General features: G+C 55.6%; 14 protein-coding genes. 6 read left to right on the top strand and 8 right to left on the bottom strand.

The genetic code is table 11. The annotated features are described in order from the left end of the window. The first annotated feature begins 194 nt into the window (after positions 1-194). Complete coding sequence (locus VI25_RS19275; RefSeq protein ID WP_055562754.1) at positions 195-1,958, top strand: hypothetical protein; 1,764 nt, start codon at positions 195-197, stop codon at positions 1,956-1,958. Between the two features lie 294 nt (positions 1,959-2,252). Here the strand turns inward: VI25_RS19275 and VI25_RS19270 are convergent, their stop codons facing one another. Continuing rightward, a complete protein-coding gene (locus VI25_RS19270) occupies positions 2,253-2,504 on the bottom strand; it encodes a hypothetical protein (protein WP_045690106.1) in 252 nt (83 codons plus the stop codon). A gap of 135 nt (positions 2,505-2,639) precedes the next feature. Between VI25_RS19270 and VI25_RS19265 the strand changes: the two genes are divergently transcribed. From VI25_RS19265 to VI25_RS19250, 4 genes are all read left to right on the top strand, one after another. Continuing rightward, complete coding sequence (locus VI25_RS19265; protein WP_045690105.1) at positions 2,640-3,227, top strand: RNA polymerase sigma factor; 588 nt, start codon at positions 2,640-2,642, stop codon at positions 3,225-3,227. 47 nt (positions 3,228-3,274) lie between these two features. After that, positions 3,275-4,453, top strand: coding sequence for a serine protease (locus tag VI25_RS19260; protein ID WP_052695531.1), 1,179 nt, complete (start codon positions 3,275-3,277; stop codon positions 4,451-4,453). A 259-nt stretch (positions 4,454-4,712) separates the two neighbouring features. Next, positions 4,713-4,979 (top strand): hypothetical protein, encoded by a 267-nt coding sequence (locus tag VI25_RS19255; RefSeq protein ID WP_045690104.1) that lies wholly within the window; start codon positions 4,713-4,715, stop codon positions 4,977-4,979. Positions 4,980-5,199: 220 nt separating this feature from the next. Beyond that, positions 5,200-5,403 (top strand): hypothetical protein, encoded by a 204-nt coding sequence (locus VI25_RS19250; RefSeq protein ID WP_045690103.1) that lies wholly within the window; start codon positions 5,200-5,202, stop codon positions 5,401-5,403. Positions 5,404-5,497: 94 nt separating this feature from the next. On the opposite strand, the gene VI25_RS19245 is transcribed toward VI25_RS19250, so the two are convergent. The 7 genes from VI25_RS19245 to VI25_RS19215 form a co-directional block, all read right to left on the bottom strand. Next, positions 5,498-6,166 (bottom strand): SOS response-associated peptidase, encoded by a 669-nt coding sequence (locus VI25_RS19245; RefSeq protein WP_045690102.1) that lies wholly within the window; start codon positions 6,164-6,166, stop codon positions 5,498-5,500. A 56-nt stretch (positions 6,167-6,222) separates the two neighbouring features. Continuing rightward, positions 6,223-6,918: a T9SS type A sorting domain-containing protein gene (locus tag VI25_RS19240; RefSeq protein WP_052695529.1), complete on the bottom strand. Its 696-nt coding sequence runs from the start codon at positions 6,916-6,918 to the stop codon at positions 6,223-6,225. Between the two features lie 62 nt (positions 6,919-6,980). Further along, the gene (locus tag VI25_RS19235; protein WP_045690101.1) at positions 6,981-8,486 is read right to left on the bottom strand and encodes a lectin-like domain-containing protein; all 1,506 of its coding nucleotides are present in this window, start codon (positions 8,484-8,486) and stop codon (positions 6,981-6,983) included. A 449-nt stretch (positions 8,487-8,935) separates the two neighbouring features. Continuing rightward, positions 8,936-10,510 carry an alpha,alpha-trehalase TreF gene (gene treF, locus VI25_RS19230; protein ID WP_045690100.1) on the bottom strand — a complete coding sequence of 525 codons (1,575 nt, stop codon included), beginning with the start codon at positions 10,508-10,510 and terminating at the stop codon, positions 8,936-8,938. Positions 10,511-10,839: 329 nt separating this feature from the next. Next, positions 10,840-11,043, bottom strand: coding sequence for an ATP-binding protein (locus VI25_RS19225; protein ID WP_045690099.1), 204 nt, complete (start codon positions 11,041-11,043; stop codon positions 10,840-10,842). 11 nt (positions 11,044-11,054) lie between these two features. Next, complete coding sequence (locus VI25_RS19220; protein ID WP_045690098.1) at positions 11,055-11,930, bottom strand: sensor histidine kinase; 876 nt, start codon at positions 11,928-11,930, stop codon at positions 11,055-11,057. A 63-nt stretch (positions 11,931-11,993) separates the two neighbouring features. Continuing rightward, a complete protein-coding gene (locus tag VI25_RS19215; RefSeq protein ID WP_045690097.1) occupies positions 11,994-12,992 on the bottom strand; it encodes a cation diffusion facilitator family transporter in 999 nt (332 codons plus the stop codon). A gap of 325 nt (positions 12,993-13,317) precedes the next feature. On the opposite strand from VI25_RS19215, the gene VI25_RS19210 reads away from it, so the two are divergent. Continuing rightward, positions 13,318-14,142, top strand: coding sequence for an SMP-30/gluconolactonase/LRE family protein (locus tag VI25_RS19210; RefSeq protein ID WP_152981708.1), 825 nt, complete (start codon positions 13,318-13,320; stop codon positions 14,140-14,142). Positions 14,143-14,381 lie beyond the last annotated feature (239 nt).

Raw genomic sequence — 14,381 nt, 5'->3', positions numbered from 1 at the left:
ACTCCTCCCGCCCCCAGCGCCGCGCCCCTGCCGACCGACTAGCCCGGCGCTACTTCCAAGCACTGGAGGCAACAAGCCGCTAACGATGCTGCTGTTGCCTTCACCCCCTTCGCTCTAGCTCCTGACTCTGTGCTGCTTTCAACCCCCTCCGTTTCTGCTACATATCCGTTAGTCTTCTGGCTAGTATTAGGGCTATGCTTGCTCTTGACTATAGGGCTCATCCGAGCGGCCTGGCGGCGCCTGATAACCGGTGGCGCTACGGCAGGCTGCTGGCCGGACTACTCGCGGGAGCAGGTCTGTGGCTGCTGGCGTTTCCGCCCACGCACCACGTACCCCGCGCCACCAACGAAGCCCTGGTACTTACGGATGGCTATTCACCGGATACTTTGCGCCGTCTGCTACGCCAGTTGGGGCCTGGCACGGCATTGTGGCGCTACCCCGCTACCGCTTCTCCCGATACCCCCGCGCTTACTAACCTGGCCGTTTTGCGCCACCAAGTGCCGGCCCTACGCCAAGTGCACGTACTAGGCCAGGGGCTTCCGGCCGCAGATTTACCCGACTTAGGCACTATACAACTTATCACCCACGGAGCCAAGCCGGGGGCGGGTTTTCGCCATGCTACCTGGGCCCGGCGCCCAGAGGTAGGACAACCCTGGGTGGCAGAAGGGTGGTTCGATAACATTGGCCTGCCGGCGGGGCCTGTGTGGGTGCGCCTGCGCGCGGCAGGCGCCCTGCGCGACTCGGTGCAGCTTCCTACGGGCAAAGGGTCTTTTCGCGTCAGCTTCCGCCCCAAAACGCCGGGGCAGGCAGTGTACGAACTAGACGCCCGCCCCTCAGCACAAGCCAGCCAGCTACAAACAGAGCCTCTACCAGTAGAAATACTTCCTAGCCGCCCCTTGCGCGTGCTGCTACTGGCCGCTACTCCGTCGTTTGAGTTTCGCTTTCTTAAAAACTACCTGGCAAAGCAGAGGCACGCCGTGAGCTTGCGCACGGGCCTGAGCCGTGGCCTTACCCAAACCGAGTTCTTGAATCAAAAGGCGGCTGATCTGACTCGCCTGAACGCCTCCCTGCTTAGCCATACCGACGTAGTAGTAGCCGATGCTGCTAGCGTATCAGCTTTGTCGGGGGCCGAAGCTGGTGCGCTTCGTGCCGCCCTGCAAGAAGGCCAAGCAGGTGTGCTACTCCTGGCTGATAGCCCTACCCTGCCACGGGCGTTACCAGCCCGCTCTGCGTTTGCGCTAGAAATGCGCTTTGGTGCAGCCGCCCAACAGCCTCAAGTTGTACGCTGGGCCGGAGCCACCGACCGCGCTACGGCGCTAGTACCCGCCTTGCTTCGTTCTACTTCCGCCGCTAAATCCCTGGTAACCACCACGCAGAACCAAGCGGTGGCTGCTGCCCGCCGCGTTGGGCAGGGGCAAGTTGTGGTGACTACGCTCACCGAAACGTTCCCGTGGATGTTGCAGGGCAATGCCACCACGTACGGTGCCTATTGGAGCCAGCTCCTATCGGCCGCGGCTCCTACTCTTTCTCCAACGGGTACTATCACCGCGGAGCAAGCCTGGCCGCGGCCCAACGCGCCACTAACCCTGCGCCTGAGCGGCACCACACAGGCCCTTGTAGTAACCCCTCCAGGGGGCCAGCCGGTGCGCGTGGCTCCGCACCAAGATGTGCACATACCAGATTGGGCAACAGCTACTTATTGGCCTACTACCAGTGGCTGGCACCGTTTCAGCAGCGGAGCTGCTACCTCGTGGGTGTACGTGTATAGCCCCACCCAATGGATGACCCCGCACTTACAAACTCAGCAGGCCGCCGCCGCCGCTTGGGCGGCTCAGCCTACGCAGGTTTCTAATGCGGTTCTTCCGGCCTCTACTACCTCAGTACCCTGGTCTCGGTGGTGGGGCTTTGTGCTGTTTCTACTCGGCGCAGGCTTCTTATGGTTGGAGGAGAAACTCTAACGGGTCAGCCCCTGCTAATCTCACCCATCGGCCTTTTTCCTGTTGCGTACGTAGTCAGAAGCATGCTGCCTTCGCTTTGCTTGCCTGAAAACTTCGCACGGCTAGTGGTAGCTAAAAGTTGAGCCCGCATCTTACGGCTTGCCGCCAACAAAACCCAACAACACCAGCCGCGTATGCGTGTGCTACTATGCCATGCAGAAGGCTGGTGCCGCCGTTTTATACGCAAAAAGGCCTGAGTTCCGTTGAACAGAACCCAGGCCTTCAAGTAGCACGCTGGCATACGCCAGCGCGTGATTACTTCTGCTCAGTCGTCGTCGTGGTAGTCGACTCCGTAGTAGCGGGAGCAGCGGTGGTAGCAGCATCAGCAGCGGTAGAGTCGCCAGCAGGAGCAGCTACAGCAGTGGTATCCGTGGTAGCAGGAGCAGTTTCTACAGTGCTAGCCTCAGTGGTGGTAGTGGTTTCTTCAGCCGTCTTGTTCTCGCCGCAAGAAGCGAGGGTAGCAGCGAATACAACAGCCAGAGCGGATACCTTCAGGAGGTTCTTCATTTTTGGTAGTAGGTTTGAAAAAATTAGTCCGAAAAACGTCCTTGATACCTACTTGGATGAATGGTAACCCAACTGTAGAAAATATTTTTTTACCGGGTTACCAACCGGACGGCAACGTATTAATAAGCAAAGCGAATGGGTAAGGGACAACCTTCCTACACCGATGAGGAGTTTGTGGCGGCTATCCGCCACGGCGACGACCGGGCGCTGGCGCAGCTCTACCGGCTGCACTTCCCCATGATTTCGCACTACGTGCTGCAAAACAGCGGCACCGACGACGAAGCAAAGGACGTGTACCAAGAGGGCGTAATGGTATTCTATGAGAAGGTACGCGACGGCTCCTTGGAACTGAGCTGCCAGATCAAAACGTACCTCTACGCCGTGTGCCGCCGCTTGTGGCTGAAACGGCTTACCGAGAAAACCCGCTTTGGCGGCCGCCTCGATGACCATGAGCCTTTCCTCGAAACCGGCGCCGAGGCCGACTTGGAGCTGGCCGAAGAGCGCGACCGGCGCTTCGCCACTATGGCGGAGGCGCTGGACCGGATTGGAGAACCATGCCGCTCGCTTTTAGAAGGATTTTACCTGCTCGACAAGTCGATGCAGCAGCTCACGGCGGAGTTCGGCTATACCAACGCCGACAATGCTAAGAACCAGAAATATAAATGTCTGGTGCGCCTCAAGAAGTTGTTCTTCAACCACTATCAGGAAGAAGAGCACTACTAAGAGGCCGCGCCACCGAACCTGGCGGGACCACCCACCCGCGCTACGAAATGAAAACCGAATCTGATTATTACGCCTTATTTGATGCCTACCGCTCTGGCGAGCTGGCCGCCCCCCAGCGGGCCGACTTAGAGCATCGGTTGGCTACTGACCCCGGCTTTGCCCGCCGCCTGCAAGACTATGAGGAGCTGACGGGTACCCTGTCAGCTTACGGGCGCCGGCTGGCTACCCGCCGCAAGCTCCACGCCATTCAGGCGGAAATGGATGCCGAAGCAGCAGTACGCATCACCCCAGAGGTTGCGCAAGAATCCTTTGCTACTAGCACGGCTCCTCGCCCACTGCTGCGCATTTCACGCACGGAAGAAAAGCTGCGCACCTTCTGGCATGGTCACCGCGCTACCATGATGGTGGCAGCCTCGGTAGCGGTGCTGGCCGTATTTGCCACCTTGCTTGGGCTGGAGATGTACCGGGCGGCGCAAAACTCTTCTGGCTCTTTATATGGCTACACCGTGCTACGGCGCGAAGTAGAGCGCATCAAGCGCAACCAGCGAGCCATGAACCGGACTCTGAGCCAGGTAGATGGCAACGCGAAGCCCGAAATCATTAACCCTGGCAAGTTTAGCGGAACTGGCTTTGCCCTCACGGCAGATGGTTACTTAGTAACTAGCTACCACGTAATTCAGGGTGCCGACTCTCTGCTGATCGAGAGCCGTGACCGGCAGCGCTACCGCGCCGAACCCGTATTCACAGACGTGGCCCACGACTTGGCTATTCTGCATATTAAAGACAAAGACTTTAAGGGCTTCGGCCGCTTGCCCTACTCCTTCAAGCGGGGCCAGTCGGACTTAGGTGAGAAAGTGTATACCCTAGGCTACCCCCGCGAAGACCTCGTGTTCAACGATGGTTCGTTGAGCGCCCGTTCGGGTTTTGAGGGCGACACGGGTTTCTACCAGATTAGCATTCCCGTGAACCCCGGCAACTCGGGGGGCCCACTGCTCGATGACCGGGGCAATTTGATTGGCATTATCAGCGGCCGGCAGATGGATGTGCAAAGCGCGGCTTTTGCCACCAAGTCGTCGTATCTGATGAAACTGGTAGATTCTCTGAGTGCTGCCGGTGCCGGCCAGGCCTACAACTTACCGCGGGCCAACCAATTAGCAGGCACCTCACGTCCTCAACAAATTCGCAAGCTGCGTGATTACGTGTTCGTGGTGAAGGTGTACGAATAAGCCACTCCTAACCAAAGAGAAAGGCCTCATCCGTAGATGAGGCCTTTTTTGTTGCCTGCTACTTTCACTGTGCTCCTTAGCAGTTACAGGGTGTTGTTTAGGTAGGAGGTCATTTATCCCAGCCTTTGGCTTATGACTCGGCGCGGCCTTGTCGCAACTTATACAAGCAGAGCTATATCAAAAAGGCAGGGTTTGCCGTACACGAACTCCGGCGGCAGCGCCGCCGAATGTTCATCCATCTGTTTCTCCCTTCCGCATTATGAGCACTCCCAGCACCCAGCTAGAAAAGGACATCGAAAAAATTCTGCCTGAGGATATCATTAACACCCTGCAAAGCGGCTACAAGGTATTCACCGGCGACAAAGACCAACTAGATGATCTGCTGAAAAATGGCAGCACACTTCTACGTAAGGCATCCCAGCGCTTCACTACTACCCAACTCATCCTAGGGGTAGCTGTACTGGCTGGCTTAGCTGTATTTGCGGCGGCTAAAGCCACCGAGTACGCCGAAGACTCGCACCACTAGGCTGAGCCCTCATAGATTCCAGAAAGGCCCTGTCAGCTTGCGCTGACAGGGCCTTTTGTCGTGACAGGAGGTAGCTAAAAGGGAATGGAAATCTTATTGCAACACGTTGCTGACCCTCATAATTATAACATAACAAGCATTTATTGGATTTAAATATCTAATTATTAAAGTATTTCTCTTATTATTAGGTCATAGTTCAATTATATACTCCATAAATGCCATGAAACACCTCCTACTCGTACTTTTTGCTGTTGCTATTGTGCTTCCTAGCGAGGCTGCATCTTTCGCTCCTGTTTCTGGTACCACTACTGTTCGTGGGCTTCCCAGCCCAGGCTTTAGCCTATTTAAGCGCAAGAAGGGCCGCCGGCTGCCTCGCCCTGCTTACGCACGCGCTTTGCACAAGAAGCAGGTGTTCCGCCGTTAGTAGCCACCAGGCAACGCACCAATCTGCATACACAAGCCCCCACCACGCTTATTGACTTCTTGGTTAGTAAGCGTAGCGGGGGCTTGTGGTTGGATTATGCTGCTGGCGCTAGCACATCGGGGCTGTTGTGCGCCGGAGAATTTACCAGTTTGCTGACCGTATAGGCCCGCATCAGCTCAGTTGGTAGGGGGCGCAGCAACTCTTGATGAGCAGCTAGCGGCACTGTGTCATCGAGCCACGCCAATTCTGCGTTCCGGTCTTTCAAGATTACCGGCATGCGGTTATGGATGGGTGCCATGAGGTCGTTGGGCTCGGTTGTAATAATGGTGAAGGTGGGCAGCACTTCACCAGTAGTGCGGTCTAGCCACTCATCCCAGAGGCCAGCAAAGGCGAATACTTCTTCGTCGCGGCGCAGGATACGATGAGGAATTTTGCCATTGGTAGTGGCTTGCCATTCGTAGAAGCCATCGGCTGGTATTATGGCCCGGCGGCGCTGAAGTAGCTGCCGGAAAGAAGGCTTTTCGGTTAAAGTCTCGGCGCGGGCATTAATGGGCTTGGGCGCTTTTTGCAACTCTTTTACCCAGCCTGGGATAAGGCCCCACTGTAGCAGTTGAATCTTGCCCGGGTCAGTGTTAAGAATAACGGGCAGTTGCTGTGATGGCGCCGCATTATACGCTGGACCCGTAAGTTGGGCAGCAAACGTAGCGTCAAATCGGTCTTCGAGGATGCCGGGGGCCGGCGTGAGAGAATAACGTCCGCACATGATAGAAAACGGTTAGAACCATCCTTTCTACGAAATAGAACGCCATTCGACTACGGCTATTCACTCTGGGCAGAACATAAAAAGCGCTGACCTGCATAGGCCAGCGCTTTTTGTGGTAAGTGGCTGCTACCCCGCAGGATGCTGCTACTCGCGCACCAAGGCAGATTGCGGAAGAAGCCGTGCCCCTTTACTCGCAGTAGATACATGCCCTTGGGCATCTTCTCCACTCCCAAGGGATTTAGCTCGCCGCCTGCAACTTGCGTTTGCAGAATTACACGGCCTACAACGTCGTATATGGTGAGGCTATAAGTACCCACGGGCAGAGCCGTCAGGTCGAGTGTGGCCGCGATGTTGGCGGGGTTAGGATATACCACAATGGCTTGGTGCTCCTGCCCAAACTGCACGGTTTGCACTTGGCTGTATTTGGCCTTGCCATTCAAATCTACCTGCCGCAACCGGTAGTAAATAGGCTGCGACGAGATGCTGGCGGCGCGAGCATCAGTATGCGCGTAAGCAGAATGCTGCTGGGTAGTACCCTTGGATGCTACCGTGGCAATGCGCTTAAACGTGCGCCCATCCTGGGAGCGCTCTACCTCGAAATGACGGCTATTTAACTCCGAGGAAGTTTCCCAGGTTAGGTAGGCGTCGCTTCCTACGGGCTTCGCTACAAAATTCAGAAGCTCGACGGGTAGAGGAGCTGATATACCGGTGTTGAGGGTAGCAACGTTGTTGCTCGTTACGGGGTCAGGCACCGCAGACCAGGCTTCGGCCTTGTTGGCAATGGTTTCCGTCTGGCTATTAGGTAGCGTTACCGTTACCCGTCGTTCGATGGCTGGGGCCCGCTGCTGAGGGAGCTTACCTTGTCGAAGGTTACTAGGCCCGTTGTGGGATAGTAGGTGCCACCAGCTTGTGGGGTAACGGCGCCGGCCGGCAAGTTGGCAGGTAGCCGCATCGACAATACCACATCCGTAGCCGTGAGGCCACTTCGGTTAGCGCCTTTGATGGTGTAGGTAACCTCCTCGCCGGCAGTGGCCGTGGCAGGCCCCGTAAGCGTGGCAGCTACGTCGGCCCCGGCTATGTTCACGGTGATGTTAGCTGGGCTAGATGAGTACGCAGCCCCGAGAATAGACTGCATGGTGTATGGAATGACAACCGTACCGGCAAAGGTGCCCGATGGCTCGAACGTTACAACACCACTCTGGTTGACACGGAAGGTACCCTTACCCTCCACTCTCAGTTCGGTTTGCTGACCCGTAACTGAGGGGTCCAGGTCTACAGAGCGGGGGTCGATGTTGCTACCGGGAGCCACGTCATTGTTGAGGATTCTAACGTCAGTAGCTTGGTTATAATTGGTGGAGGCCACATCGTCGGTAGCAAATGGCACCTGCACAATATTCAGGTTGCGAATTTCATGCACGTTGGTGTAGGTACCCGTAGAGCCCGAGAAGCCCAGACGTAGGTTGGCGGGAGGCTTTGGTACGGTGAAGTTCTCAACCGTGGTGCGCACCTCCAGACCGTGCTGAATCCTGACGCTAATGAGGTACGTGGTTGTGCTGCCCGATGTCGTCGGAACCACGTCGATGTAGGCGCGGCGGTAGTCCGCTGAGCCGCTTTGGGCGCGTACAGTTGGTACATCCAGCGTAAAGCCCATGTCGCCGGGCTTGGTACCTACTAGATAAGGGTAGTCGGTGTTAGCAGAGCCATTGCCAGCACCCCGAATAGCTACCCCGTGAGGCACCTTGTTCTCGTTGGTTAAAAAGTTGCTTCCTCCAGAACGGCCCTCCGATCTGTTGGAGTAGTTACCAAACTCATCAATACCGATGCCAATGTAGCCACCTGATACGCCGGGCGCAATCGGGCTAATGTCTTTCTGGGCATATCCCAATGAACCACCCGTAGCACCAATACGGAAGCCGTCGGCTGGCTGATTGTCGGCATCTACCAGAAATACGCTGAAGCCATCGGCCCCACTCCCTCCATAGGAGAAGAACTCAAAGGAAATAGAAAACCCTTCCGAAGAAGGAAAGCCCACGTTATCAATCACGTACCCCGCCTGGTTAGTAGTAGCGTTGGTCAGACGAAGGTAGCCGGAGCCAACCGGGTCGTTGTCGGTGCCACCTACGCCGGTCAGGCGGGCCGTGCCCCCAAATGTGAAGTTAGTGGCTGCATTACCGGTAAACGGCTCGTTGCGCGGAAAAGCCATGGAGGCAGTTTGCGCCATGCTCGGCAGTGCCGCTGCCGATAGTCCAGCTACCAGGGCAGCCTTTTGCCACCACGAAATAGCCAATCGCGGCTTGGTGTTGAGGAAAAGTGTTTTCATTTAGTAAGAAATAGGAACGGTGGGATTAAACTCAGGTCTTGTAGCGGCAAGGAAGGATTCTTCAATTATTTGTACAATACAAAATTTACACTCATCTCGATATAATTAAATAAAAGAACAAAGTTCTCTGGACTATTACAATAATTAATCGAATCGTTATACACTATTCTGTACAACTAATACTATTTCAATGGTTTATTTATATAGTAACAATCTAATATTAACAGAAAAAGCCAATAATTTAAATTAATCGTTATTATATAACTATTCTAATTACACCTCATATGACCCGTAAAAGCACAACAATATAACTTGCTAACGCACAGCCACTTATTGTGCGCCAGCCGTACACTTTGAATAGCCCAAAAAAAAATGTTTAAAGTTCTAAAAAAGAACAAAAGCTACCAATGATGACATGGCACTGTCGTGCCCATTGAACAATACCTAGATTATCGGCTGTCTGCGGGATATTGCTTCGTAAGATCCAACAGAACGCCATTTGTCCACCCAAATCCGTCCTGTAATGGATACTCTCCTCCCCCACCGAGTGCCGTTATATTCTCAACGTTGTACTTCTCCATCAGTTTGCCAGTTTGCTGGAACACAATCTGGTTAAGCGAAATCCACCGTTGCGCAATGGTGCTAGCTAGCTCCTGCTGCCCATACCGGCGTAGGCCCTGCACGGCCATCCATTGCAGGGGAGCCCAGGCATTGGGAGCATCCCACTGCTGCCCGGTAGTGGCTAGCGTGGTTATCAGGCCGCCAGGGCGTAGAAAGTCGCGGCGCAATCCGGCGGCCGTTTTGCTGGCTTGAGTAGAGGTAGCAATACCGCTTTCCAAGGGAAACACTCCTGCCAAAGTCCGTACCAGGGAGAGCTTACGCTGCTCCCAATCGTAATCGACAAACCAGTTGGCGCGCGCGTCCCAGCAGTACCGTTGGATGGCTTTCCGACGCGCGGCAGCTTGTTTCTGAAAGTTGCGGCTGGCCGCTTCATCGCCCCGCAGGTGGCTAGCACGTGCCAGGGTATTTTCCAGCTGATAGAGTAGACAGTTGAGGTCAACGGGAATTAGACTGGTAGTACGGATGGACTCCAAGCCTTGCCCAGGCACAAACCAGCGGCTACTAAAGTCCCACCCCGAGGCTGCGGCGGCCCGCACGTCGCGGTAGAACTGGGCGGCCGGGCGCTGGCTACGCTGGGCAGCCGTTACGTCTTCCTGGTAAGATTCCTCCCGGGGTTCGGCACTCTGGTCCCAGTAGCGGTTCAGGACTTCGCCCCCAGCCAGGCGCACCACAGAACGCCGCGCCGCACCAGGTGCCAGCGAGTCGGCCCCGGCCATCCAGAACTGGTACTCGCGCAGCAGGGCTGGTTGGTAGCGCCGTAGCACGGTGTCGCCTTGCTCTTGAGCCAACAACTCTACCATGCGGCTAAAGAACGGCGGCTGAGAGCGGGTGAGGTAGTACGTGCGGTTGCCGTTGGGTATGAAGCCGTAGCGCGTAATGAGGTAGGCAAAATTATCGACCATACCCCGCAGCAACTCTGGGCGGTGGCTAACCCGTAGCCCCAGCATAGTAAAGTAGGAGTCCCAGTAATACACCTCCCGGAAACGACCACCAGGCACCACGTAGGAATTTGGCAAAGGCAGCAGCGACGCATACGGTGCTACGGAGTCTTGGCCGGGCCGGCGCAATACGGTCCAGAGGGTATCGAGGTGACGGGGCAGCCCCCCAGCAATGTTGGTATGGTAGCCCGAAGCAGAGGCCTCAGGAAGCTGAAAGTACGCTTCTACAAACCGCTTCAAATCGAAGCCGGGCAGGCGGCGCTGCTCCGCATAGGCAGCCAGCACTACGGCTGGCGCTTCCCGCGGGGTAGCATCCACAAAGGTTTTATTGTCGGGAAAGATGCGCCCCATCTGCACTGCCTCAAACAAACCCGGGAACAACTGACGAGGACTGCGTAAATCCTTCTGTTGGGCCGACACGGTGAGCGTAAAGCAGTAGAGGCAGAGGAGCAGGGCTTTCTTCATACAACAGGCCTGTTAGCTAAAGTGGAGCTAGTATTACGTGCTACCGAGAAGAAAAGACATGAAACAACTCTTTCTGAATAGTAGACTCCTGCTGGAGCTACGCACTCTGCATCAGTGGGTAGCATTGATTAGTAGCCGAAACCACCAGCCCCCGGCTTAGTAGGCTAGCACACCGGGAGTAAATAGCAACGCGGTTGTGGCCAGAAAACTGCAACAACCGCACTAGCAGCCTATGGCACCTACACGCTGGTAGCACCATCAGACTATAAGAAGGCATATTACTTACCGCACTGCGGCTGAGCTATCTTGCCAGCAGTAGTGCAGGCCACCTAGTCGTGGCGCGGCAGGGTGATAGTGAAGGTTGTACCTTTCTCAAGCTCGCTCTTTACCTGAATTTGCCCCTGGTGCAGCTCCACAATGGTTTTGATGATGGACATGCCCAAGCCGGTAGTTTTTTCCCCGCGCAGGCCGGGCCGCCGAGCGGGGGTAAACCGCTCAAACAACACGCTCTGGTGCTGGGCAGGGATGCCCACACCGTTGTCCGTCAGCGTGATGATGAGTTGCGTAGCTGCTCATCCAGACGCAGGCGAATAGTACCGCCATCGGGCGTGAACTTGATGGCGTTGCTAAACAAGTTATTGACGACCTGCATAATCTTGTTGCGGTCAAGATGAAAGTAGCAAGTGGTGGGGCCCTCAAACTGAAAGCTCAAGTTCAGATTTTCTTCGGCTTCCTGTAGTTGCTGCGTCATCTCACGCAGCTCCGCGGCCACGTCTACCCGGTCGAGTTTGAGCTGCACATTCGCCGACTCCAAGAACTCAGTATCCACGAAGTCCCGGATAAGGTTGACACTTTCCTGGCAGGTAGTCTGCATGACGTTTATCAACTCATTGAGCTTCGCATCCTGCAACGACTCAACGCGCCCGCCAACGTAGCCCGCTACCTGCTTGAGCATGATGAAGGGACCCGCCAAGTCGTGCGAAAGAATTTCCAGAACGGTGTTCTTCTTCTTGTTGTACCGGTCGGCATTATCTATGTACTCCCGCGACTGGGTGATGTTTTGCACGGTGCCGCTCACGTAAGTCAGCTCCGGCTCCTGAGCTACCAAGTGCGCCGTAAAGCACAGCCACTGCGGTGGCCCCGCGGGGTCGTTGGCCGGGGACAAGCGCAGTTCTACATCTTCCACAAAGCGGCCTTGCAGCACGTGGCGAAAGCGTAAAGCAGCGTACTGCTGGTCGTCGGGGTGGATGCGTGCTACCAAGCCGGGCAAATCTTCGTTCGCCGTTTCGTTCGGCAGCCCCAACACATCGTTGTAGGCTGGGCTGAGGTACACGAGCCGCTGCGCTTCAACGTGATACACGAAGTAGAGCTGCTGGCTTTTCTCAGCCAAGGGACGAAATAAGGTCGCAAAATCAAACATCTGGCAGGGGAATAGAATCAATCCATACGCATGAGTTACATCCTCGTTGTGCGCGGGCAAGCGCTACAGTGCGCCCGCCACCGGCACGGCCGTTGTCGATTGGATTTCTGATGGTTGGGCCTGTAAAAAAGCCGGTTCTACATAAAGATGCTGAATATCGGGATAAGCCGCCCGAATAGCTGCTTGCACACGCGCAACTGCCGTCGTCAGCTCCGCCGCGGAGAGAGTAGAGTTGAACTCTACACGCAAGACCAGCAGCAATTCGTGCGGCCCCAGGTAAGACGACAGAGGAGCCGCTACGGCCGTTACTGCCGCATCGGCCTGAGCGCGGCTGGCTACCTCGCGGAGTATAGCGGCATCTGCCGGCTCGCCGAGTAGTAAGCTTTTATTTTCGCGCAGCAGCAAGGCCGCTACCACTACCAGGATAACGCCAATGAGCAAGGACGCTACCCCATCGAGGTAGGGATTCTGGAGCTGATGGCTCAGGAACACGCCCAGAAAAGCCACAATAATACCGAGCAGGTCGGCCGCGTCCTCGAACAGCACCACAAAACTGGAGGGGTCCTTGCTTTCCCGGAAGGCCGACCAGAATGAGCGGCCATTGCGCTGAGCGTTGAAGGTGCGACGCGCTACCAGGAAAGAAGCGCCATCGAACAGAAAGGCCAAGCCCAGGACAACGTAGTTCCACAGGGGATCTTGCAGGGCGCTGGGATGGCGCAAGTGCTGAATGCCTTCGTAAATGGAGATACCGCCCCCAATGCCAAAAATGCAGATGGACACGATAAACGACCAGAAGTACAGCTCCTTTCCGTAGCCAAATGGCCGTCCTTCGTGGGCGGGCCGCTGGCTTTGGCGCAGCCCCAACAGGAGCAGCCACTCATTGGTAGTATCTACTACGGAATGAATACCTTCGGCCATCATGGCCGAGCTACCCGTAAAGGTAGCGGCCACAAACTTGATGACAGCAATGGCCAAATTGGCCCCCAACGCCGCTACAATAGCAACTTTGGAAGAAGTGGGCTCGGCGGCCGGAGCAGCTGGTACGGTGGTAGAGGTAGCCACGGATGAGAACGGTAAAAGCGCGGGGGAAATGTGCTCGTAAGCAGACACGTAACATACGGCTGCGAGCAGCCCGCGGCTGCTACAGGTCAGGTTAACTGGCACGGGTGCTACCCTACTACTATACGGTACTGCGTGGCTACTTATGCGGCGGGCACGTTACTATTGTCGTATCATCTACGCACACCTGGCCCGGTACCGTCGGGCTGCCTTATCCCTTTCTTCCTATGACAAACAGCCTTCTTCTTTACTTCGCCCTAGTTGGTACTGGCGTGGTAGCCAGTGCTTTCACGCTAGCCTCAAGTGAGCATCAGGCTCCGACGGCTCCATTATTGCTGGTGCGGGCAGGCTCAAGCTTGTTGCCAAACAGTTTAAGTTCACGGAAGGCCCAGCCGTAGACAAAGCCGGCAACGTGTACTTCACCGATCAGCCCAACAATAAAATCTGGAAGTACGATCTTGCGGGCAAGCTGACGGTTTTCCTGGCACAAGCGGGCCGTTCCAACGGGCTATATTTCGATAAAAAGGGCAACCTGATATCCTGCGCCGACGAGAATAATGAACTGTGGTCTATTACGCCAGATGGTAAGCACACGGTGCTGCTTAAAGACGTAGCGGGCCACCGCCTAAATGGCCCAAACGACCTGTGGATTAACCCGAAAGGAGAAGGCCTGTATTTCACCGACCCTTACTACCAGCGCGACTACTGGACCCGCACGACGCCCGACACTGGCCTGGGCGGCCAGAAGCTATACTACTTGGCTAACTACCGCGCTACGCCCGTGGTAGTGGACGACCAGCTGCAGAAGCCCAACGGCATCATCGGTACTCCCGATGGCAAGCACCTGTACGTGGCCGACATTGAAGCCAACAAAACCTACCGCTACCAGATAACCGCCGATGGGAAGCTCACGAATCGTGAGCTGTTTGTGGAGCAGGGCTCTGATGGTATGACCATTGACAACGAAGGCAACGTGTACTTAACCGGCCAAGGGGTTACGGTATACAACACCGCGGGCAAGCAGATTGAGCACATTGCTATTCCTGAGCCCTGGACGGGCAATGTTTGCTTCGGGGGTAAAGACCGCAAAACCCTGTTTATCACGGCCTCCGAGGCTGTATACATTCTTCCTATGCGGGTTAGAGGAGCTTAAACCCGCTCCAACTAGCAACTGCCCGGCCACCCAAGCCGTGGCTGATAAGCGACCAGCCCCTGGAATTCATTTTGCAAAAGCCACCTCATGTAGGGTGGCTTTTGCTGTAAATAGATGCAGTCATTTCATGTGTAAGCAATATGACATTCAGCATGTTGCCTCGTAGAATACAACTTATTAGCAGGTGGTTTAAGCTACGGGCAGGATTTCATTAGATTTATTTAATATATAATTAAACT

Source organism: Hymenobacter sp. AT01-02 (assembly GCF_000961955.2).
Lineage (GTDB): Bacteria > Bacteroidota > Bacteroidia > Cytophagales > Hymenobacteraceae > Hymenobacter > Hymenobacter mucosus.
The sequence above is the reverse complement of the archived record's forward strand: the minus strand, read 5'-3'. Positions and strand labels throughout refer to the sequence as shown.

Coding starts and splice junctions, on each gene's coding strand:
- VI25_RS19220 (WP_045690098.1), bottom strand. CDS start 11,930: ATGTTTGATTTTGCGACCTTATTTCGTCCCTTGGCTGAGAAAAGCCAG.
- VI25_RS19270 (WP_045690106.1), bottom strand. CDS start 2,504: ATGAAGAACCTCCTGAAGGTATCCGCTCTGGCTGTTGTATTCGCTGCT.
- treF (WP_045690100.1), bottom strand. CDS start 10,510: ATGAAGAAAGCCCTGCTCCTCTGCCTCTACTGCTTTACGCTCACCGTG.
- VI25_RS19250 (WP_045690103.1), top strand. CDS start 5,200: ATGAAACACCTCCTACTCGTACTTTTTGCTGTTGCTATTGTGCTTCCT.
- VI25_RS19255 (WP_045690104.1), top strand. CDS start 4,713: ATGAGCACTCCCAGCACCCAGCTAGAAAAGGACATCGAAAAAATTCTG.
- VI25_RS19245 (WP_045690102.1), bottom strand. CDS start 6,166: ATGTGCGGACGTTATTCTCTCACGCCGGCCCCCGGCATCCTCGAAGAC.
- VI25_RS19265 (WP_045690105.1), top strand. CDS start 2,640: ATGGGTAAGGGACAACCTTCCTACACCGATGAGGAGTTTGTGGCGGCT.
- VI25_RS19260 (WP_052695531.1), top strand. CDS start 3,275: ATGAAAACCGAATCTGATTATTACGCCTTATTTGATGCCTACCGCTCT.
- VI25_RS19235 (WP_045690101.1), bottom strand. CDS start 8,486: ATGAAAACACTTTTCCTCAACACCAAGCCGCGATTGGCTATTTCGTGG.
- VI25_RS19275 (WP_055562754.1), top strand. CDS start 195: ATGCTTGCTCTTGACTATAGGGCTCATCCGAGCGGCCTGGCGGCGCCT.